Raw genomic sequence first — 19,297 nt, forward strand, 5'->3', positions numbered from 1 at the left:
GGCGGGGCCCGCCACTTCGTGCCCGCTACACTAGCGAATAAGTGGCGGACCCCGCCACTTCCCGTTCCGGAGGTGGTCCGTGCCGCGGTCCGACGCCCGCCGCAACTACGCGCGCATCCTCGCCGTCGCCGAGGAGGAGGTCGCCGCGCACGGCGCCGAGGCGTCCCTGGAACAGATCGCCCGGACCGCGGGCGTCGGCTCGGCGACGGTGCGCCGCCACTTCCCGAGCCGGCAGGCGTTGCTGGAAGCGGTGTTCCGGCAGCAGGTCGACGCGCTCGCGGGGCGGGCCCGCGACCTGGCGGAAGCCCCGGACCCCCGTGCGGCGCTGCTCGAGTGGCTGAGCGCCCTGACGACCTACGCGGCGACGGCCCGCGGCCTGGCGACGGCGCTGGTCCGCGACGAAGGGTCGTCGGCCCACGCGTGCTCGGCGACGATGACCGAAGCGGGCGTGCCGCTGGTGCGGCGGGCGGCGGAGGCGGGTGCGGTCGGCCCGGAGGTCACGGCCGAGGACCTGATCGCGGTGGTGACGGGGATCGTGCTGGCGACCGAGCACCATCGTGATCCGGCGGGGGAGGCGCAGCGGCTGCTTGCCTTGGCGGTGCGGGGAATCAGCCCTGCAGGATGACCCCGGGATGCGGGTGCGGACCGGGCCGGGATCAGCTCTGCGTGCCGAGCCAGCGGTGCAGCGCCCACCACGACCGCACGGCGTCGAGGACGCGGCCGCCGCTGTTCTCCGCCAGGGCCAGCGGGGTCAGCTCGGCCAGCCGGTCGAGGCGGTAGCGGACCGTGTTGGGGTGCAGGTGCAGTGCTTCGGCCGTGGAGCGCAGGCGCTGGCCGTGGTCGAGGTAGGCCAGGGCCGTCCCCACCAGCTCGCGGTGGAACGGGTTCGCCGGGTCGAGCGAGCCGAGCAGGGCCGTGGTGAGCAGGCCGCCGAGCACCGGCTGCGCCGTCAGGGCGATCTCGCCCGCCAGCGCCGTCAGGTCGTGGTACCCGCTCCCGGCGAGGCGCGCCGCCGCCGTGCAGAGGCGGTGCACCTCCCGCAGCGCGGGCAAAGCGGCCGCGGGCGCGACGACCAGCAGGACGTCCCCGGCCAGCGCGACGCCCGCGGGTGACCGCGCCGCCAGGCCGGTGAGCCTGCCCTCGACCAGGCCGTAGACCCCGCCGTACTCGAGCAGCGCCTGCTCCAGCGTGCGTGCCCGCGCCGGGTCGCTGACGTCGGACACCACGCAGAAGTACCGGACGTCGGGATGCAGCCCCGCCCGCCGGAGCTCTTCGGGCGCGGGCGGGTGCCCGGCGAGCAGCAGGGTCCGCAGCAGCTGGGTCCGCGCGTCGCGCACCGTGCGGGAGAGCTGGAGCTCGGCCGCGTGGTAGCCCTTGACGATGTGGTGCTCCAGCGCGCCGGTGTAGCGGTCGGCGTCGAGGACCGTCTCGAGGATGACGTCGTCCGGCACGCCCGCGGCCCGGGCGCGTTCGACGGCGACGCGCGCGGCGTGCGTGCGGCCCGCCTGGACTCCGCGCAGGAGTTCGGTGAGCGGGACACCCTGCGCGGCGCGGTCGGCTCCCAGCGCCTCCGCGGTGGTGTAGTCCTCCCGGGCGGGGCCGTCGGGGCTCGCCGTCGCCCGCAGCGCGGCCGAGAGCAGGACCTGGATGTGCCGCCGGTTCTCGGCTTCCGGGAGCCGCGCGACCTCGGGCGACTCACTGCGCGCGACCTTCACCAGCTCGTCCAGGACGGCCTCGTCCGCGGCCAGGTCGTCGAGGATCCGCCGGAGCAGCGACGTCACCGGCACCTCCCGGACCCGTTGTGGCACGGCCACAACCGGCCGCCCCCGACGTTGGGCGATCGGCCCTACCGGAGGAGCTCCCGGGGCCGGTTATCGTGGCATACCGGACAGTAACCCCTGTCCCGTGCAAAAACCACCGCCGCACCTCTTCAGCGTCGAAAGGTGTCTTCCGTGCGCACTTCCCCGAGCACCCGCCGACGGCGGTCGTACCTCTCGCGCCTGGCGTACCTGGCTTCCGGCGTCGCCCTGCTGACGACCGGCGCGGCGGTGCCGGCGACCGGCGCGCCCGCGGCCCTGCGGGAGGTGATGTTCGTCGGCAACAACTGGGAGGGGACGGCGGACGTCATCGAGTCCCGTGGGTCGTTCGCGAAGATCGGGCGCGTGAACATCATCCCGGACAAGGACGATCGGCTCCGGGAGATCTACCTGAACCCGGTCAAGCTGGCGTTCTTCCTCGGCATCCGCAACGGGCCCGGCGAAGGGCACGACCAGTTCGTCGACGACATGTACACCACGCCCGACGGAGCGTCGGTGGTGGCGTCGCGGCCGAGCTTCGCGGACGTCGTCTCGATCAGCCTCGCCACCGGCCGGATCAACTGGCGCTTCCCGGTTTCGGGGTTCCGCGCCGACCACATGGCGGTCTCGCCGGACGGCCGCCGCGTCGCCGTGTCCGCCTCGACGTCGAACACCGTGCACGTGCTGGACATCGTCACCGGGCAGCAGGCCGGCTCGTTCGCCGCGGGGGACAAGCCGCACGAGAACGTGTTCACCGACGGTGGCCGGTACCTGTGGAACATGGCGATCGGCGAGGTCAACACCGACCTCGACGACCCCGGGTGGGACTTCACCAAGGGGGACCGGCACATCACGGTCGTCGACGCGTCGACCTTCCGCCAGGTCAAGGTGATCGACATGCGTGACCGGCTCGACGCCTTCGGGCGCCGGGACCTCTCGGACGCGGTGCGGCCGGTCGCGTTCACCCCGGACGAGTCGAAGCTGTACTTCCAGGTGTCGTTCTTCAACGGCTTCCTGGAGTACGACGTCGCGAGCGACCGGATCACGCGGGTCAAGGAGCTGCCGAAGAACCCGGCCACGAGCGACGACCGCACCACGTTCGTCAACGACTCCCGCCACCACGGCATGTCGATGAACCCGGCGGGGACCAAGCTCTGCATCGCCGGCACGATGGACGACTACGCCACGGTCGTCGACCGCGCGACCCTGCAGCAGGGCACGCTGGTGCCCGCGGTGAAGCCGTACTGGGCGACGGTGAGCGGCGACGGCAGCGCGTGCGTGATCTCCGAGGCCGGCGCGGACCAGGTCACGGCGATCGACTTCGCGACCGGGCGGAAGCTCCTCTCGGTACCGGTCGGCGACCACCCGCAGCGGGTGCGGATCGGCCACGTGCCCGAAGGCTGGACCGGCCCCGCGAACTGACCCGGGTCAGGACGTTTCGAAGGCGATCGTCAGCCACCCGCGGACCTCGTCGTCCACATCGGACACTTCGCGCAGCTTCAGCTGGTGTCCGACGCGGGGTCCGCTCGCCCACCGCGCCGGGGCGATCCGGGCTGTTTCGATCGGGCGCGGCAGGAACAGGTACACGAGGACGTCCCTCGAACGCGGCCGCAGCTCGGCGAGCTTCCGGTCCCGCTTGAGGAACACCCCGACCTTGACGGCGTCCTCGTGGACGTCGCCGAGGGTCCGCAGGTGCCCGAGGACGGCGTCGTAGATCGCGCGGAACCGCGGGTCGCGGCCGGCGAACGTCTCGTCGACCGTGCAGCCGGGGACGCACGTGTGGCCCTGGCCGGTGCGCGCGAACTCGCGGTCGCAGCGCGGGCACGTCCAGCGGGTCGGCATGCCGTCCAGCATGGCACTCACAGCGGGGCCGGGCCGAGCGCCGGGATGGTGGCGGCCGCGTTCACCAGCCGCCGTGCGGCCGCGGCCGTGGCCTTGCGCTGGGCGGGCGGCAGCCGGTCCAGCAGCGCGCCCAGCGCCGCGTGCCGCCGGTCGAGGATCCGCGCCACCAGGTCGTGGCCGGCCGCGGTGACCTCCAGGGTCACCACGCTCCGGTTGCGCGGGTCGCGGCCGCGGGCCACGTAGCCGAGTGCCTCCAGCCGGTCGGCCAGCCGCGTCACCGACGAGGCGTTGACGTCCATCGCGGCCGCCAGGCGCGAGCTCGGCACCCGGCCGAGGCGGTCGAGGATGAGCAGCAGGCGAGTCTGCGGGAAGGTCACCTCGGGCGGCGCCGCGTGCGCGCACTCCCACGCGATCCCGACCAGGACCAGGGTGAGGCCGTCCAGGGCCACCACGTCCGGGTCGGCGCCCGGGGCCGCGTCTTCAAGGGTTTGCATGAAGCAATACTTGCCAACGGCAAGAGCATCGGTCAAGATGGGTGACCCCGGCACTCGCCCGGGACGTCCGGCCGGGTTCGGCCGACCCTTCTGGTGTGTCCACAAGGGACTTTTCTGTGCCCGAAAACTGTTGGCTCACAAGAGAAATAATCCCAATCTGCTTGAACCCCTTCGCGACGGCGGCCGTAGTACCCCGTGCAGGCACTTGTCGCCAGAAGGAGGAACGATGCCGGATCACCGTGGCATGACGGCCAAGGCCAAGGTTCGGACCGTGCTGGTCGTCGTGGCCACTCTCGCCGTGGTCGCCGTGGGCTCGGTCATGGTGCTGAAACCCGGCGCCCAGGCCGCACCCGGGTCGACGCAGGCGCAGGTCCCGGCGTACGGGCACGACATGGCGGGCATGCAGATGGGCTCCGTGGCGGCCGCCGCGGCCGGGGCCGGCGTGGCGGCCGCCGGGCCGGTCACCGAGCTCGACAAGACGTTCCTGGTCAAGGTGCGCCAGGCCGGGCTGTGGGAGATGCCCGCGGGCACCCTCGCGCAGACGCACGCCACCAGCGACGCCGTGAGGCGCGCCGGGCTGCACCTGCTGGACGGGCACTCGCACCTCGACCAGCTCGTCCGCGAGGACGCGAAGATGCTCGGCGTGCCGCTGCCCGACCAGGCCAGCGCCGAACAGCAGGGCTGGGTCCGCCAGCTCACCGCCGCACAGGGGCTCGCGTTCGACAAGCTGTTCGTGAACCTGCTCCGCGCGTCGCACGGCAAGATCTTCGCGACCATCGCCGAGGTCCGCGCCGGCACCCAGAACGACGTCATCCGGCGCCACGCGACGCAGGCGAACCAGACGGTCCTCGACCACATGAACGTCCTGGAGGACACCGGCCTGGTCGACCCGCAGACCATCGCCGACGTCGCCGCGGCCGTCAACCCGCCGAAGTGACCCCCGCCGGGGAGTGCCGGCGGCTGGTTCGGGTGCAGTGAATGACTCATTCCTGGCGCCGGACGACAGGAATGAGTCATTCACTGCACCGGAGGTGAGCTTGAGCCTCCCGAAAGGTAGCGCTGCACCGTCGGGCCGACCTCGGCGACGACCTCCGCCGGGGTCAGCGCGACCACCGGTGGCAGGCGCAGGACGTACCGCGTCAGCGCCAGGCCGAGCAGCTGGCTCACCACCAGCCCCGCGCGGCGCGGGGCGTCGGCCGGGTCGCCGAACCGCAGGACCGCGGGGGTGACCTGGCGGGCGAACACCTGCCGCATCTTCTCGACCACGGCGTCGTCGGCGACCGCCGACCGCAGCAGCGTAAGCAGGATCTCGTCGGTCGGCGGCCGCTCCCACAGCACCAGGAACTGCCGGGTCAGCAGCTCGCCGACGGTGCCGGGGTCGGCCGCGGCCAGGTCCGGCAGGTCCAGCTCGACGTCCACGGCCGCCGCGAACAGGCCGTCCTTGCTGCCGTAGTAGCGCATCACCATCGACGGGTCGATGTCCGCGTCGGCGGCGATCGAGCGGATCGTCGCGCGGCGGAAGCCGTCGGCGGCGAACCGGCGGCGCGCGGCTTCCAGGATGGTCGCCCGGGTGGCGTCGGATCGGCGCGGTGCCTCAGTCATGTCAACAAGTGTAGGCCAACACTTGTTGACAAGCCAGTCTCGGCGTGCCTACCGTGGATGCCAACAGTTGTTGGCAAACTCGGAGGTGCCGTCATGTCCCTGCCCACCCGTACCGACGTGCTGATCGTCGGAGCCGGCCCCGCGGGCTTGGCCACCGCGATCGTGCTGGCCGAGGCCGGCGTCGACTTCGTGCTGCTCGACCGCCAGGCCGAGGGCGCGAACACGTCCCGGGCCTGCGTGGTGCACGCCCGGACCCTGGAGGTGCTGGCCGAGCTCGGCGTCACCGGGCGGCTGACGGAGCTGGGCGTCGTCGTCCCGACGTTCACCGTCCGCGACGGCGCCACGGTGCTCGCGCACGTGCCCTTCGGCGGGCTGCCCACCGCCTACCCGTACACGCTCATGGTGCCCCAGGACCGGACCGAAGCCGTGCTGCTGGCGCGCCTGCGCGAGGCGGGCGGCGACGTGCACCGCCCGTACGAGGTCACCACCGTCGCCGGCGACGACACCGGGGTCACGGTCACGACGACCGGCGGCACCGTGCGCGCGAAGTACGTGATCGGCGCCGACGGCATGCACAGCGTCGTGCGCGAACAGGCCGGCATCGGGTTCACCGGCGCGACCTACGCCGAGTCGTTCGTGCTGGCCGACGTCCGGATGAGCTGGCCGCTGGACCGCGAAGAGGTCAGCCTGCACCTGTCGCCGGAGGGCGTGACGGTGGTGGCGCCGCTGCCCGGCGGCGACGACCACTACCGCCTGGTCGCGACGGTCGCCGAGGCCCCCGAGCACCCCGGCATCGCCGACATCCAGTCCATCGTGGACGCGCGGGGTCCGGAGGGGGCGCGGTCGCGGGTGACCGAGGTCGTGTGGAGCTCGCGGTTCCGGGTGCACCACCGGGTGGCCGACCACTACCGCGCGGGCCGGATCCTCCTGGCCGGCGACGCCGCCCACGTGCACAGCCCGGCCGGCGGCCAGGGCATGAACACCGGCATCCAGGACGCGGTCGCGCTCGGCCGCCTGCTGGCCCGGGTGGCCGCCGGCGAGCCGGACGCGCTGCTGGACACCTACGAGACGACCCGCCGCCCGGTGGCGACCGCCGTGGTGGCCTTCACCGACCGGATGACGCGGATGGCGACGCTGCGGCCCCGCCCGGCGCGGCTGCTGCGGAACACGGTGCTGAAGACCGTGTTCTCGCTGCCGCAGGCACGCGAGAAGCTGGCCTACCAGCTGGCCGAACTCGCCGCCCGCTGACGAGGTCGTGAGTGGGAAACAGGGTTAGAACACTGTTTCCCACTCACGACGGGGTGAGCGGGTGGGCGGCACGATGCCGTACTCGTGGATCTTGCGGTAGATCGTCGCCCGGGAGATGCCCAGCAGCTTCGCCGCCCGGACCTTGTTGCCGTCGGCGTCCTCCAGGCACCGCACGATGGCGTCCCGCTCGATCGACTCGAACCGGTTCAGCGGCCGCCGCGCGACGGTGTGGAACTCGGCCGGGAGGTCGCCCGGGCGGATGGTCCCCGCCCGGCGGCGCTGGGCCACCTGCCGCAGCACCCGGTAGAGCTGGCCGGTGTTGCCCGGCCACTCGGCCCGCATCAGCAGGTGCAGCGCCGCCGCGGAACAGGTGAGCCTGCCGCCGTAGCCGAGCTTGCTCAGCACCAGCGGGACCAGCTCCGCCAGGTCCTCGACGTGGTGGCGCAGCGGCGGCACCCGGACCGTCCGCGGGAACGACTTCAGCAGCTCGGCCAGCGCCGGGTTCGTCTCGGCCTCCGGCGCCAGCGTGACCACGACCCACGGCGCGTCGGCCCGCTCGCGCAGCTCCCGCAACGTCGCCGCCAGCGCGTTCGCCGCCGGCGCAGTCAGCCGGTCGGCGTGGCGGATCACCAGCGTGCGGATCGGGGCGTCGGCGTGCTCGCGCAGCAGTTCGGCCACCCAGTCCGTGCCGGTCGTCGCGGCCGCGTCGACGGTCAGCAGCCGGGCGGCCGGGTGGTGCCGCTGGTGCAGGCCCTTCGCCAGAGTCACCTTGCCGGTCCCCGCCTCGCCCTCCAGCGCGACCCACTCGCCGTGCTGGTGGCCGGTGTCGAGCTCGTGCCCGCAGCGCAGCCAAAGCGGGGCCGAGCCGACCACGCCCGGCAGGTACATCGGCAGCATCGGCGTCGACGGTACCGCCAGGGTTTCGTCCGCCTCGATCAGCTTCACCGACAGCACGCCACCCGCCGTGTCGGTCGCGCGCTGACCCGGGACGCGACGGCAGAACACGCGCACGCGCAGGCCGCTGGACAGCGCGAGCGTCGCCGACGTCCGCCGCCCGTCGGCCAGCGCTTCGGTGGCGTGGCTCAGCAGCACCGACTGGTCGGCCGGGTCGAGCAGCTGCCGCGCCCGGTCGTTCATCATCACGATGTCGTCGTTGAACGCCAGCACGATGCCGGTCCACCGGCGGCAGGTCTGCAGGTACGCCTGGAAGAGGATCATCTCCCGCAGGTCGCTGTGGCGCAGCAGTGCCTGCCGGATCTGCTCGGCCGTCGAGCGGGCCAATGCGATGAGCAGCCCGCCGGCGTCCTTGTACCAGCAGGTGAGGTCGACGGCGCCGATCTTCTTGCCGGAGATCGGGTGGTGGATCGGCACGCCCGCGCAGGCCAGGTTCTCCAGGTGCTCGGCGTAGTGCTCGTGGCCGAACACGGTGGTCGCGCGGCCGTCCTCGAGCGCGGTGCCGATGCCGTTGGTCCCGACGGACTGCTCGCCGTAGCTGAAGCCGGGGACGAGCTCGACGCGTTCGAGGTGCCGCTTCAGGTCCGCGTCGCCGGTCCGCTGGGTGAGCACGACGCCGTTCGGGTCGGTGAGGATGAGGCTGATCGGCTGGCCGTCGAACTGCTCGCCCAGCTTGTCGAGCACCGGTTCGGCGCCGCGCATCAGCGGGATGTCGAGGTTCTGGTCGCCGAGGAAGAGCGGGTCGATCCGGTCGGCCTGGACCTGGAACTCCCGGGATCGCCGCCACGACGCGAGGATGGTCTGCCGGACGATCCCGGGCGGGACCGGTTCGGCGGTCAGGAAGCGCACCCGGGTCCGGGCGAGCTCGTCGTCCGCGAGCAGGGTTCCGGGCGCCATCTCGTCCACGTGACCTCCAGCTTCCCGCGGCCCACGTGGGTGCGGGCACACCCGTTGTGCCGCCCGCCCAGCCTAGATCCGGCGCGCGCCGCGCGGTGTCTCAAATTGAGACGCCCGGGCCGCGCGGGCGACGGTCGGATGGCAGGGAAGAGACCGCTGACCAGGAGGAGAACCCATGGCTGCCGAGGGTGCGGAGACGTACAACCCGTGGACGATCGTCAATCTGGTTTTCACGCATCTGGCCGAACAGGGGTTGCACCCGGTGTTCGGCGGGGAGGGCCACCCCGGCGATCCCGCCGCCGCGCTGCTGCGCGCGCTCGGCATCGTGCCGACGGTCGAGGGGGACGCGCGCGTGCGGACGAGCGTCCACAGCGAGCTCGCCGAACTGCGGGCGCGGGTGCTCGGCGCGGACGAAACGTCCTGAGCAGCGGTTCTGTCTCAGATTGAGACCCGCGTCACTCGCGGGCGCCCCTTGAATGGTCACCGCAGGACGTGCGCCCCGAATCCCCCGGCCGGGAGGGGAGCCGCTCGGCCGCCGTAGGCAGGAGCCACGGATAAGGAGTGATCCATGAGTCGCCAGAGTGTGGCGAAAGCCCACCAGAAGATCCAGGAACTGTCGTGGGAGCCGGCGTACCACACCCCGGTTTCGCACTACGGGACCGACTACACCTTCAAGAAGGCCAAGAAGAAGGACCCGTTGAAGCAGGTCCTCCGCTCGTACTTCCCGATGCAGGAGGAGAAGGACCACCGGGTCTACGGCGCCGAGGACGGCGCGATCCGCGGCAACATGTTCCGCCAGGTGCAGGAGCGCTGGCTGGAATGGCAGAAGCTGTTCCTGTCGATCATCCCGCTGCCGGAGATCTCCGCCGCGCGGGCGATGCCGCTGCTGTTCCGGACGGTCCCGAACCCGGAGCTGCACAATGGCCAGGCGATCCAGATGATCGACGAGGTCCGGCACTCGACGATCCAGCAGAACCTCAAGCGCCTGTACATGCAGAACTACATCGACCCGGCGGGGTTCAACTCGAGCCTGCGCAACTTCCAGAACGACTACTGCGGCACCATCGGCCGCCAGTTCGCCGAAGGCTTCATCACCGGTGACGCGATCACCGCGGCGAGCATCTACCTCACGATCGTGGCGGAGACGGCGTTCACGAACACCCTCTTCGTCGCCATGCCCGCGGAAGCCGCCGCCAACGGCGACTACCTGCTGCCGACGGTGTTCCACTCGGTGCAGTCCGACGAGTCCCGCCACATCAGCAACGGCTACGCCACCCTGCTGATGGCGTTGTCGGACGAGAGCAACCACCAGCTGCTCGAACGCGACCTGCGGTACGCGTGGTGGAACAACCACTGCGTGGTCGACGCGGCCATCGGCACCTTCATCGAATACGGCACCAAGGACCGCCGCAAGGACCGCGAGAGCTACGCGGAGATGTGGCGCCGCTGGATCTACGACGACTACTACCGCAGCTACCTCGTCCCGCTCGAGAAGTACGGGCTCGTCATCCCGCACGACCTCATCGAGGAGGCGTGGAACCGGATCTGGAACAAGGGCTACGTGCACGAGGTCGCGCAGTTCTTCGCCACCGGGTGGCTCGCCAACTACTGGCGCATCGACCCGATGACGGACGAGGACTTCGAGTGGTTCGAGTACAAGTACCCCGGCTGGTACGACAAGTACGGCAAGTGGTGGGAGAACTACGCCCGCCTCGCGACGCCGAACGGGCACCACCCGATCGTCGCCGAGGACGTCGACTACGTGTACCCGCACCGCTGCTGGACCTGCATGGTGCCGTGCCTCATCCGCGAGGACATGGTCACCGACCAGGTCGACGGCCAGTGGCGCACGTACTGCTCGGAGACCTGCCGCTGGACCGACGCCGAGGCGTTCCGGCCGACCTACCAGGGCCGCAACACCCCGAACATGGGCCAGCTGGTCGGCGCCCGTGAGTGGGAGACGCTCTACCACGGCTGGAACTGGGCCGACGTCGTCTCCGACATGGGTTTCGTGCGCGACGACGGGAAGACGATGGTCGCGCAGCCGCACCTCAACCTCGACCCCAAGAAGATGTGGACGCTCGACCACCTGCGCCGGATGCCCGAGGTGCAGTCGCCGAACGTGCTGCTGAACCAGATGTCCGACGCCGAACGGGCCGCCTTCCAGGCCGACTACAACCGCCAGGGCCCGGCCGGCCGGCCGGCGCCGCAGCAGGCCTGACGCGACCACCGGTCGTGAGTGGTCAGGGCGGTTAGAACCGCCCTGACCACTCACGACCCCGCACCGAGACCGGGGTAGGCATGTCCGAGAAACACCGCGTCCGGTTCGAGCCGGTCGGGATCGAGATCGACGTCGCCGAGGAGCAGACGATCCTGCGCGCCGCCGCCGAGCAGGGCGTCATGCTCATGCACGGCTGCAAGGAAGGGCAGTGCGCGGCCTGCAAGTCGTTCATCCTCGACGGCGACGACGTCGAACACGACAAGTACTCGACCTTCGCGCTTCCCGACTACGAAAAGGAGGAGGGTTTCACCCTGCTGTGCCGGGCCCACGCCTACGAGGACCTCACGATCGAGCTGCTCAACTACGACGAGGAGATGATCCACTCCGGGCTCCCGATCCAGGAGGCCACGGTCGAGGTCGTGTCGAACGACCACGTCACCCACGACCTGCGCCACCTCGTCGTCAAGCTGACGGACCCGGAGCAGTCGCTGAAGTTCTTCCCGGGCCAGTACATGGACTTCGCGATCCCGGGCACCGAGGAGTCCCGGTCGTTCTCGATGGCCAACACCTCGGCGCGCGACGGGCTGCTCGAGTTCGTCATCAAGATCTACTCGGACGGGCTGTTCTCCACGTTCCTGGACACCCGGGTCGCGGTCGGGGACCAGCTGCGGATCACCGGCCCGTTCGGGGTGTTCACCCTGCGGGACAACCCGAGTGCGGACCTGGTCTTCGTCGGCGGCGGGGCCGGGATGGCGCCCATCCTCTCGCTGCTGCGGACCATGGCGGAGCGCGGCATCGAGCGGAAGGCGACCTACTACTACGGTGCCCGCCGCCGCCGCGACCTCTGCTTCGACGCCGAACTGCGGGAGCTTCAGGAGAAGCTGCCGGACTTCCGTTACGTACCAGCGCTTTCCGAGCCGGGTGACGACGACTGGGATGGCGAGACCGGCCTGATCACCGACGTCCTGCGCCGGGCCGGCCTCGACCTGAAAGGTGCCGACGCCTACGTCTGCGGGCCCCCGCCGATGGTCGAGGCCGCGCTGGAACTGCTGCCCGCGCTCGGCGTCGCCGACAAGCGCGTCTTCTACGACAAGTTCACCACCACGGGCGAATCCGACGCCTGAGACAGAGGACGGATCCCATGACAGCCACTTCCGAACGCAGCGTGCCGAAGCCGACGTTCACCGACGCCGAGGCGGGCGCCAAGGTCTTCCCGGACTCGAGTGCGCGGCACTTCAACTACTTCACCGCCGCCAAGCGCAAGCAGAGCCACTACGAAGACGTCACCGTCGAGGTCCAGCCCGACCCGCGCCACTACCTGGCGCAGGGCTGGCTCTACGCCTTCGCCGACGGCAAGGGCGGCTACCCGCTCGAGTGGACCGCGATGAAGGCCTGGGGCTCCGACCGGCCGCTGCCCGAGCGCGGCCCGGGGTCCGGGGGCAAGGGCTACGACTGGCCGGCGCTCGGCTGGCACGAGTTCCGCGACCCCAACGAGGAGTGGGAGCTCACCCTCTACCGCTACAACGCGAACGTCATCCGCCAGCTCAACCAGAACATCGACGCCGCGCGCCAGGCCAAGGCGTTCGAGCAGTGGAACCGCAACTGGGTCGAGTTCGTCGCCAAGCACGTCGGCGCCTGGATGCACGTCGACCACGGCCTCGGCCTCTACCTGTACGCCAACGCCAACCGCCGCGCGCCGACGAACATGCACAACAACGCGATCTCGGTGAACAGCATGCACCGGATCCGCGCGGCGCAGGACCTGGCGCTGTACAACCTGACGCTCACCGAAGAGATCGACGGCTTCGACGGCGCCGCCCACCTGACGACCTGGGCCGAGGACCCGGCCTGGCAAGGCGTGCGGGAGACCGCCGAGCAGCTGACCGGGATCTGGGACTGGTGCGAGGCGATCTTCGCCGCGAACATCGTGTTCGAGCCCCTCGTCGGCGAACTGTTCCGCAGCAACCTCGTGCAGCAGGCCGCGCCGGCCAACGGCGACTTCGTCACCCCGACGCTGATCGGCGCCGAGGAGTTCGACTTCTCCGAACGCGACCTCCGCTACACGAAGGCGATGTTCCACCTGCTGATCAACGACAAGGAGTTCGCCGGGCACAACCAGGCCCTGCTGCAGAAGTGGCTCGAGGACTGGGTGCCGAAGTGCATCGCCGCCGCCCGCGCCCTTCAGCCGCTGTGGTCGCAGCCCGACGCGAAGCCGATCCGGTTCGAGGACGGTCTCGACCGGGCGAAGAGCCGGTTCGCCGGAATCCTGTCCGAATTGGGTCTCAAAGCACCGGAGGAGCTGGGCCAGTGACCGTCTTCAAGACCTCGGAAAGCCCGTACAAGGTCAACAACACGGCATCGAACATGTGCGGCTTCACCCTGATGAACAACCAGGTCGGCGCGATCATCGCGGAAGTCATGGCCACCAAGGACAACGTGACCGTGACCCCGCTGCCGTCGATGATCCGCGTCGACGCGAAGGGCCGGACGGACCTGGTCTACGCCGAGGTCGACGAGGCCGCCGGCGAAGAAGAAGGCTGGTTCAACGCCGCGGAGTTCGAGGAGAGCATGTCCACCCACTACGGGCGGATGATCCACGAAGACGACCGCACGATCATGTTCGCCAACCCCGAGGACGCGGCCGAGTACCTCGACTTCGACCTCAAGGTCATCACCAAGTAGCTCCAGTCAGGGAAGCACTCGATCCGCTCAGGAAGGATCACCGATGTACGAAAAAGACGGCGAAAAGTATTTCGTGGTGGACGCCCACACCCACTTCTGGGACGCGAGCCCCGACAACTGGGTGAAGGGGCAGGAGGAATACGCCAAGGGCTGGATCGAGTGCTTCCACGCCTACCAGGGCCTCGGCCCGAAGGAGACGCACTGGCCGATCGACCGGTTCCAGAAGTACTCCGAGGAACTGATGATGCACGACCTGTTCGAGGTCGGGCACGTCGACACGGCCATCTTCCAGCCGACCAACCTGCGGCAGTGGTACAAGAACGGGTTCAACACGACCGAGGCCGACGGTGCGCTGGCCGAGAAGCACCCTGGCAAGTTCCTCGTGAACACCACGTTCGACCCGCGTGAAGGCGACGCGGGGATGAGGGCGTTCGAAGAGCGGGTCAAGCGCTACGGCTGCAAGGGCGTCAAGCTCTACACCGCGGAGTGGTACGGCGACTCCCGCGGCTGGAGCCTCAAGGACCCGGAAGCGGCCCGCTATCTCGAGAAGTGCGAGGAACTGGGCGTCAAGAACGTCCACGTCCACAAAGGCCCGACGATCTGGCCGCTGGACAAGGACGCCTTCGACGTGTCCGACGTGGACTACGTCGCGACCAACTTCCAGGGTCTCAACTTCATCGTCGAGCACGTCGGCCTGCCGCGCATCGAGGACTTCTGCTTCATGGCCACCCAGGAGCGGAACGTCTACGCGGGGCTCGCCGTGGTCGTCGGCGGGCTGATGCACGCCCGGCCCAAGTTCTTCGCGAAGGTCATGGGCGAGCTGATGTTCTGGCTCGGCGAGGACAAGCTGATCTTCGGCGCGGACTACGCGATCTGGGAACCGAAGTGGCAGGTCGAGGGCTTCGTCGACTGGAACATGCCGGGCGACGAGGAGCTGTCGGACTTCCCGCCGCTGACCGTCGACCAGAAGAAGAAGATCCTCGGGCTGAACGCCGCGCGGCTCTACGACATCGACGTGCCGAAGGAGCTGCAGCTCGCGGCACCGGAGTCGGTCGAGCCCGTCGGCGTGCCGAACTCATGACCGCACTTCAGGACACGGGCGTCCACGCCGGCCGCGCCGCGGTGTGGTCGGCGCTGGGCACCGTCCGGGATCCCGAACTGGACGAACCGCTCACCGAACTCGGTTTCGTGGCCCGCTGCGAGGTGAGCGAGGCGGGCCACGCCGTCATCCGGCTGCGGCTGCCGACGTACTTCTGCGCGCCCAACTTCGCGTTCCTGATGGTCGCGGACGCCTACGACGCCGTCGCCGGGGTGCCGGGCCTGACCGGGCTCGACATCCGGCTCGACGACCACTTCGCCTCCGACGTCATCAACCGCGGGGTGGCGGCGCGGCAGGGGTTCGTCGCGTCGTTCGAGGGCGAGGCCGTCGACGAGCTCGACACGCTCCGCGGTGATTTCGTCCGCAAGGCGGTGCTGGCCGGCACCGACCGCGTCTGCCGGACCCTGGCCGGCACCGGGCTCGACCCGGCGTCACTGACGCTCGGGCAGGTCCCGCCCGGGCCGGACCTCGAGCGGCTGCGGGCCCGCCGCCGCGAGCTCGGCCTGCCCGCCGAGGACGGCGACCCGCTGCTGCTCGACCCGGCGACGGGGGCGGCGGTGGCCCCGGCCGACGCGAAGCGGCACCTGGCGTTCGCGCGGCTCACGCGCACCAGCATGGAGGCCAACTCGGGCGTGTGCCGCGGCATGCTGCGCGCGCGGTACTCGCTGACTTCGGATGAGGAGGGCACGGGATGAAGGCCGTGCGGCTGCAGAAGTACCACCAGCACCCGGTGATCGAAGAGGTACCGGAGCCGCGCGCGACCGGGCCCTTCGACGTCGTGGTCAAGATCGGCGGCGCCGGCGTGTGCCGCACCGACCTGCACATCATCGAAGAGCAGTGGGCCGAGAAGTCCGGTGTCGCGCTGCCGTACACGATCGGCCACGAGAACGCCGGCTGGGTGCACGAGGTCGGCCCGGCGGTCACCAACGTGGCGGTCGGCGACACGGTCATCCTGCACCCGACGCCGACGTGCGGGCTCTGCCACGCCTGCCGCGCGGGCGACGACATGCACTGCCCGAACGGGAGCTTCCCGGGCATCGATTCCGACGGCGGGATGGCCGAGTACCTGCTGACGTCGGCGCGGGCGTGCATCAAGCTCGACCCGTCGACCCAGCCGTCCGACGTCGCCGCGCTGGCGGACGCGGGCATCACCGCCTACCACGCGGTGCGCAAGGCCGTCCCGCTGCTGTACCCGGGCACCACCTGCGTCGTCAACGGGGCCGGCGGGCTCGGGCACATCGGCATCCAGTCGCTCAAGGCGCTCACCGCGACCCGCGTGATCGTGGTGGACCGCAACGCCGACGCGCTGGAGCTGGCGGCCACCCTCGGCGCCGACGAGACGGTGCTGGGCGACGGCAAGCAGGTCGACGCCGTGCTCGACCTGACCGGCGGCAACGGCGCCGAGGTCGTGCTCGACTTCGTCGCCGAGCAGGGTGCCCAGCAGGACGCGTTCGCGATGACCCGGCGGGCCGGTTCGCACTTCGTCATCGGCTACGGCAGCAACATCGACATCCCGACGATCGACATCATCTCGACCGAGCGCAACGTCATCGGCAACCTCGTGGGCACCTACAACGACCTGGTGGAGCTGATGGTGCTCGCCCAGGCCGGGAAGGTCACCCTGCACACGAAGAAGTACCCGCTGGACGCCGCGCTCGACGCGCTGGCCGACCTCGACGCCGGGCGCGTGCGCGGCCGGGCGATCCTCACCCCCTAGGAGCAGTCACATGGCGAAGGAACTGCGGTTCGGCTCGGACGCCCGCGACCTGCTGCTGGCGGGCGTCGACAAGCTGGCCGAAGCGGTCAAGTCCACGCTGGGCCCCAAGGGCCGCAACGTGATCATCGAGAAGATCACCGGTTCGCCGGTGGTCACCAACGACGGCGTCACCATCGCCCGCGAGATCCACCTGAAGAACCAGTTCGAGAACATGGGCGCGCAGCTGGTCAAGGAAGCGGCGATCAAGACCAACGACGTCGTCGGCGACGGCACCACCACGGCCACCGTGCTCGCCCAGGCGATCGTCCACGAAGGCATGCGGGCGATCTCCGGCGGTGGCAACCCGGTGCTCGTCAAGCGCGGCATCGACCACGCCGTCGGGCTCCTGGTGGCGCACCTGGAGAAGCAGGCGCACCCGGTGGTGTCCGAACAGGACTACGCGCGGGTCGCGGCGATCTCCGCCAACGACGACGACACGGTCGGCGCGGTCATCGCGAAGGCCCTGCACACCGTCGGCGACGGCGGCGTCGTGACGGTCGAGGAGTCGCCGGCGATCGGGATGAGCGTCGACTTCGTCGAAGGCTTCGAGTTCGACAACGGCTACCTCTCGCCCTACCTGGTCACCGACCCGGGCCGGCTGGAGGCGGTCCTCGACGACCCGTACATCCTGATGTCCGCGGAGAAGATCACCAAGGTGCAGCAGCTGATGCCGTTGCTGGACAAGGTGATGCGGGCCCCGCGGCCGCTCGTGGTGATCGCGGAGTCGATCGAGGGCACGGCGCTGTCCATGCTGGTGCACAACCACGTCAACGGCACGTTCCAGTCGGTGGCCGTCCGCGCGCCCGGCTTCGGCGACCGTCGGCTGCACAAGCTGGAGGACCTCGCCGCGGTCGTCGGCGGCGCGGTGCTGTCGAAGACGTCCGGGTTCAGCATGGAGACGATGACGCTGGAGCACCTCGGCCGGGCCAAGCAGGTCCGGGTCACCGAGAACAACACCACGATCGTCGGCGGCGCCGGCACGTCCGACGCCGTCGAGTTCCGGGTCGGGCAGCTGCGGGCGGAGCTGGAACGCGCGCAGTTCGGCGTCGACGAGGACGTGCTGACCGAGCGGATCGGTGCCCTGACCGGCAAGGTCGCGGTCGTGCGCGTCGGCGCGGCCACACCGGCCGAGCTCAAGGAACTGCAGCACCGCGTCGAGGACGCGTTGTCGGCGACCCGGGCGGCGATGGCCGAAGGCATCGTGGCCGGCGGGGGAGCGGCACTCCTGCACGCCGAGAAGGCGCTCGAAGGCCTGGGACTGGAAGGCGACCAGGCGATCGGCGTCGAGATCGTGCGGCGCGCGCTGGCGGAACCGGCGTTCCTCATCGCGCACAACGCGGGCCACCCGGCGCACGAGATCGTCGCGCGCACCCGGGAACTCGGCGACGACGAGGGCTTCGACGCGCTGCACGACCGCTACGGCGACATGGTGGCGATGGGCGTCGTCGACCCGCTGCGGGTGTGCCGTTCGGCGGTGCAGAACGGGGCGTCGGTGGCGGGGCTGCTGCTGACGACGAACTCGCTGATCGCCGAGGAGCAGACCCCGTGGGGCGGCAGCGCGGCCCTGATGACCGAGTTCGGCCCCCTGGACGAGGGGTTGCACCAGCCCTCGCCCGACGCGAGCACGCCGCAGTCCCTCGGGATGGGCCCCTCCGTCGGCTGAGCCAACGTCTGCTCGAGCCCACGGAGTACGGAGGTCCCCTCACCGGCGTCCTGAGCGTCGGTGAGGGGACCTTCCCATGCTGCGCCCGCCCGCCGCCGGTGCCACCCTGGTGATCATGACGCACTACGCGATGGTCCAGACGCTGGCGACGGTGAGCGAGTTCGAGGCGAAGGGATTCCTGGGCACGGTCGGCAAGATCGCCGCGGCGACGGTGATCTTCTTCATCGCGATCGGTTTGGTCGTGGGCTTGCTGCTGGGGTTCTTCATCGGCCGCTCGGTGGGGCGGCGCCAGGCCCCGCGCGCTTGAGGACGCAGGTCTGCCGCGGCCCGTCGTGAGTGGTTAGGGCGGTTAGAACCGCCCTAACCACTCACGACGGGCCGGTCAGGTCACCAGGCCGTGGCTCGCCAGTTCGCGGCCGGCCAGTTTTTCGATGATGGCGCGGTCGCGCTCCCGCCACCCGGTCGCGACCTCGCCGTCGGAAGCCAGCCGGCGCAGCGGCTGGGTCACCAGCGCCCGCAACGCCAGCAGGTCGAGGCCCTCGTCTCCGAGCGCCCGCAGCCGCGCCGCGGCCGTCGCGCGGCGGGTGTAGTGCCACCGCATCGGGAGCCAGGTCGCGACCAGCGTCAGCACCGGCAGCGCGATGACGATCGCCGCCATCCACCACGCGAGGTTCGCCACCGCCTCGATCTGCCACCGGCCGGAGTCGACGAGCTTGGTGCCGACGTCCGACCCGCCGTGCAGCGCCTTCGCCAGCGCGTCGCCGATCAGCGGGAGCCCGCCGGCCGAGTCCGCCGCCGAGTCGAACGTCCCGCGCAGCCCCGTCCCGGCGTCGACGAGCCCGTCGCCGGGGGCACGCAGCTTCATCACCTCGTCGTACACCGACGTCCCCAGCCACACCGCGAAGATCACGAGCAGCAGGGCGAGCAGGTCGCTGACGAGCTGGGCGGTGCGGCGGATCGGCCGTTCGGCGTAGAACTGCATCGGGACGCCTTTCGCGGTGGGGGAGCGCGGGCGACGGCAATTTACCCGCGCTCCCCACCGG

Annotated in this window: 20 protein-coding genes; 14 read left to right on the plus strand and 6 right to left on the minus strand. The window is 70.6% G+C overall.

All coding sequences use genetic code 11. The annotated features are described in order from the left end of the window. The first annotated feature begins 79 nt into the window (after nt 1-79). Nucleotides 80-625: a TetR/AcrR family transcriptional regulator gene (locus QRX60_RS35715; protein WP_285995849.1), complete on the plus strand. Its 546-nt coding sequence runs from the start codon at nt 80-82 to the stop codon at nt 623-625. Nucleotides 626-656: 31 nt separating this feature from the next. Here QRX60_RS35715 and QRX60_RS35720 read toward each other — a convergent pair whose 3' ends face one another. Beyond that, nucleotides 657-1,781, minus strand: a complete 1,125-nt coding sequence (locus tag QRX60_RS35720; protein ID WP_285995850.1) for a PucR family transcriptional regulator — start codon at nt 1,779-1,781, stop codon at nt 657-659. 171 nt (nt 1,782-1,952) lie between these two features. Here QRX60_RS35720 and QRX60_RS35725 point away from each other — a divergent pair, with 171 nt between their 5' ends. Then, entirely contained in the window at nt 1,953-3,218 is a 1,266-nt protein-coding gene (locus tag QRX60_RS35725) for a YncE family protein (RefSeq protein ID WP_285995851.1), read from the plus strand. A 6-nt stretch (nt 3,219-3,224) separates the two neighbouring features. Here the strand turns inward: QRX60_RS35725 and QRX60_RS35730 are convergent, their stop codons facing one another. Together QRX60_RS35730 and QRX60_RS35735 are read right to left on the minus strand one after the other, a co-directional pair. After that, complete coding sequence (locus tag QRX60_RS35730) at nt 3,225-3,638, minus strand: DUF5655 domain-containing protein (protein ID WP_285995852.1); 414 nt, start codon at nt 3,636-3,638, stop codon at nt 3,225-3,227. A 17-nt stretch (nt 3,639-3,655) separates the two neighbouring features. Further along, complete coding sequence (locus tag QRX60_RS35735) at nt 3,656-4,132, minus strand: MarR family transcriptional regulator (RefSeq protein ID WP_285995853.1); 477 nt, start codon at nt 4,130-4,132, stop codon at nt 3,656-3,658. 226 nt (nt 4,133-4,358) lie between these two features. Between QRX60_RS35735 and QRX60_RS35740 the strand changes: the two genes are divergently transcribed. After that, a complete protein-coding gene (locus tag QRX60_RS35740) occupies nt 4,359-5,069 on the plus strand; it encodes a DUF4142 domain-containing protein (RefSeq protein WP_285995854.1) in 711 nt (236 codons plus the stop codon). 80 nt (nt 5,070-5,149) lie between these two features. On the opposite strand, the gene QRX60_RS35745 is transcribed toward QRX60_RS35740, so the two are convergent. Beyond that, a complete protein-coding gene (locus QRX60_RS35745; RefSeq protein WP_285995855.1) occupies nt 5,150-5,734 on the minus strand; it encodes a TetR/AcrR family transcriptional regulator in 585 nt (194 codons plus the stop codon). Between the two features lie 93 nt (nt 5,735-5,827). Here QRX60_RS35745 and QRX60_RS35750 point away from each other — a divergent pair, with 93 nt between their 5' ends. Further along, nucleotides 5,828-6,982 (plus strand): FAD-dependent oxidoreductase, encoded by a 1,155-nt coding sequence (locus tag QRX60_RS35750; protein WP_285995856.1) that lies wholly within the window; start codon nt 5,828-5,830, stop codon nt 6,980-6,982. Between the two features lie 24 nt (nt 6,983-7,006). Here the strand turns inward: QRX60_RS35750 and QRX60_RS35755 are convergent, their stop codons facing one another. Beyond that, nucleotides 7,007-8,842 carry a sigma-54-dependent Fis family transcriptional regulator gene (locus QRX60_RS35755; RefSeq protein ID WP_285995857.1) on the minus strand — a complete coding sequence of 612 codons (1,836 nt, stop codon included), beginning with the start codon at nt 8,840-8,842 and terminating at the stop codon, nt 7,007-7,009. Nucleotides 8,843-9,008: 166 nt separating this feature from the next. On the opposite strand from QRX60_RS35755, the gene QRX60_RS35760 reads away from it, so the two are divergent. The 10 genes from QRX60_RS35760 to QRX60_RS35805 all read left to right on the plus strand — a co-directional run bounded on the left by QRX60_RS35760 (nt 9,009) and on the right by QRX60_RS35805 (nt 18,561). Then, nucleotides 9,009-9,257: a hypothetical protein gene (locus QRX60_RS35760; RefSeq protein ID WP_285995858.1), complete on the plus strand. Its 249-nt coding sequence runs from the start codon at nt 9,009-9,011 to the stop codon at nt 9,255-9,257. A 144-nt stretch (nt 9,258-9,401) separates the two neighbouring features. Next, on the plus strand, nt 9,402-11,054 hold the full coding sequence (locus tag QRX60_RS35765) for a ferritin family protein (protein WP_285995859.1): 1,653 nt from the start codon (nt 9,402-9,404) through the stop codon (nt 11,052-11,054). Nucleotides 11,055-11,134: 80 nt separating this feature from the next. Further along, the gene (locus tag QRX60_RS35770; RefSeq protein ID WP_285995860.1) at nt 11,135-12,178 is read left to right on the plus strand and encodes an NADH:ubiquinone reductase (Na(+)-transporting) subunit F; all 1,044 of its coding nucleotides are present in this window, start codon (nt 11,135-11,137) and stop codon (nt 12,176-12,178) included. A 17-nt stretch (nt 12,179-12,195) separates the two neighbouring features. Further along, nucleotides 12,196-13,365: a ferritin family protein gene (locus tag QRX60_RS35775; RefSeq protein WP_285995861.1), complete on the plus strand. Its 1,170-nt coding sequence runs from the start codon at nt 12,196-12,198 to the stop codon at nt 13,363-13,365. Next, nucleotides 13,362-13,736 (plus strand): propane 2-monooxygenase effector subunit MimD, encoded by a 375-nt coding sequence (mimD, locus tag QRX60_RS35780; RefSeq protein ID WP_285995862.1) that lies wholly within the window; start codon nt 13,362-13,364, stop codon nt 13,734-13,736. Before QRX60_RS35775 ends, mimD begins: the two co-directional genes overlap by 4 nt. 43 nt (nt 13,737-13,779) lie before the next feature. Beyond that, nucleotides 13,780-14,817, plus strand: coding sequence for an amidohydrolase family protein (locus tag QRX60_RS35785; RefSeq protein WP_285995863.1), 1,038 nt, complete (start codon nt 13,780-13,782; stop codon nt 14,815-14,817). Further along, complete coding sequence (locus tag QRX60_RS35790) at nt 14,814-15,530, plus strand: iron-sulfur cluster assembly protein (protein ID WP_285995864.1); 717 nt, start codon at nt 14,814-14,816, stop codon at nt 15,528-15,530. Before QRX60_RS35785 ends, QRX60_RS35790 begins: the two co-directional genes overlap by 4 nt. Next, nucleotides 15,527-16,552, plus strand: coding sequence for an NAD(P)-dependent alcohol dehydrogenase (locus QRX60_RS35795; protein ID WP_285995865.1), 1,026 nt, complete (start codon nt 15,527-15,529; stop codon nt 16,550-16,552). The genes QRX60_RS35790 and QRX60_RS35795 overlap by 4 nt, the downstream gene beginning before the upstream one ends. A 10-nt stretch (nt 16,553-16,562) precedes the next feature. Continuing rightward, nucleotides 16,563-18,254 carry a chaperonin GroEL gene (groL, locus tag QRX60_RS35800; protein WP_285995866.1) on the plus strand — a complete coding sequence of 564 codons (1,692 nt, stop codon included), beginning with the start codon at nt 16,563-16,565 and terminating at the stop codon, nt 18,252-18,254. Nucleotides 18,255-18,330: 76 nt separating this feature from the next. Further along, nucleotides 18,331-18,561 (plus strand): hypothetical protein, encoded by a 231-nt coding sequence (locus QRX60_RS35805; RefSeq protein WP_285995867.1) that lies wholly within the window; start codon nt 18,331-18,333, stop codon nt 18,559-18,561. A gap of 75 nt (nt 18,562-18,636) precedes the next feature. Here the strand turns inward: QRX60_RS35805 and QRX60_RS35810 are convergent, their stop codons facing one another. Then, nucleotides 18,637-19,236 (minus strand): hypothetical protein, encoded by a 600-nt coding sequence (locus QRX60_RS35810; protein WP_285995868.1) that lies wholly within the window; start codon nt 19,234-19,236, stop codon nt 18,637-18,639. Between the last annotated feature and the right edge of the window lie 61 nt (nt 19,237-19,297).

This window comes from Amycolatopsis mongoliensis, from assembly GCF_030285665.1.
GTDB lineage: Bacteria > Actinomycetota > Actinomycetes > Mycobacteriales > Pseudonocardiaceae > Amycolatopsis > Amycolatopsis mongoliensis.

Excerpts from the sequence above, each read along its gene's own strand:
- QRX60_RS35795 (WP_285995865.1), top strand. The coding sequence starts at position 15,527 with ATGAAGGCCGTGCGGCTGCAGAAGTACCACCAGCACCCGGTGATCGAA.
- QRX60_RS35750 (WP_285995856.1), top strand. The coding sequence starts at position 5,828 with ATGTCCCTGCCCACCCGTACCGACGTGCTGATCGTCGGAGCCGGCCCC.
- QRX60_RS35735 (WP_285995853.1), bottom strand. The coding sequence starts at position 4,132 with ATGCAAACCCTTGAAGACGCGGCCCCGGGCGCCGACCCGGACGTGGTG.
- QRX60_RS35770 (WP_285995860.1), top strand. The coding sequence starts at position 11,135 with ATGTCCGAGAAACACCGCGTCCGGTTCGAGCCGGTCGGGATCGAGATC.
- QRX60_RS35805 (WP_285995867.1), top strand. The coding sequence starts at position 18,331 with ATGCTGCGCCCGCCCGCCGCCGGTGCCACCCTGGTGATCATGACGCAC.
- QRX60_RS35745 (WP_285995855.1), bottom strand. The coding sequence starts at position 5,734 with ATGACTGAGGCACCGCGCCGATCCGACGCCACCCGGGCGACCATCCTG.
- QRX60_RS35760 (WP_285995858.1), top strand. The coding sequence starts at position 9,009 with ATGGCTGCCGAGGGTGCGGAGACGTACAACCCGTGGACGATCGTCAAT.
- QRX60_RS35790 (WP_285995864.1), top strand. The coding sequence starts at position 14,814 with ATGACCGCACTTCAGGACACGGGCGTCCACGCCGGCCGCGCCGCGGTG.
- QRX60_RS35810 (WP_285995868.1), bottom strand. The coding sequence starts at position 19,236 with ATGCAGTTCTACGCCGAACGGCCGATCCGCCGCACCGCCCAGCTCGTC.
- QRX60_RS35775 (WP_285995861.1), top strand. The coding sequence starts at position 12,196 with ATGACAGCCACTTCCGAACGCAGCGTGCCGAAGCCGACGTTCACCGAC.
- QRX60_RS35740 (WP_285995854.1), top strand. The coding sequence starts at position 4,359 with ATGCCGGATCACCGTGGCATGACGGCCAAGGCCAAGGTTCGGACCGTG.
- QRX60_RS35765 (WP_285995859.1), top strand. The coding sequence starts at position 9,402 with ATGAGTCGCCAGAGTGTGGCGAAAGCCCACCAGAAGATCCAGGAACTG.
- QRX60_RS35730 (WP_285995852.1), bottom strand. The coding sequence starts at position 3,638 with ATGCCGACCCGCTGGACGTGCCCGCGCTGCGACCGCGAGTTCGCGCGC.
- QRX60_RS35785 (WP_285995863.1), top strand. The coding sequence starts at position 13,780 with ATGTACGAAAAAGACGGCGAAAAGTATTTCGTGGTGGACGCCCACACC.
- groL (WP_285995866.1), top strand. The coding sequence starts at position 16,563 with ATGGCGAAGGAACTGCGGTTCGGCTCGGACGCCCGCGACCTGCTGCTG.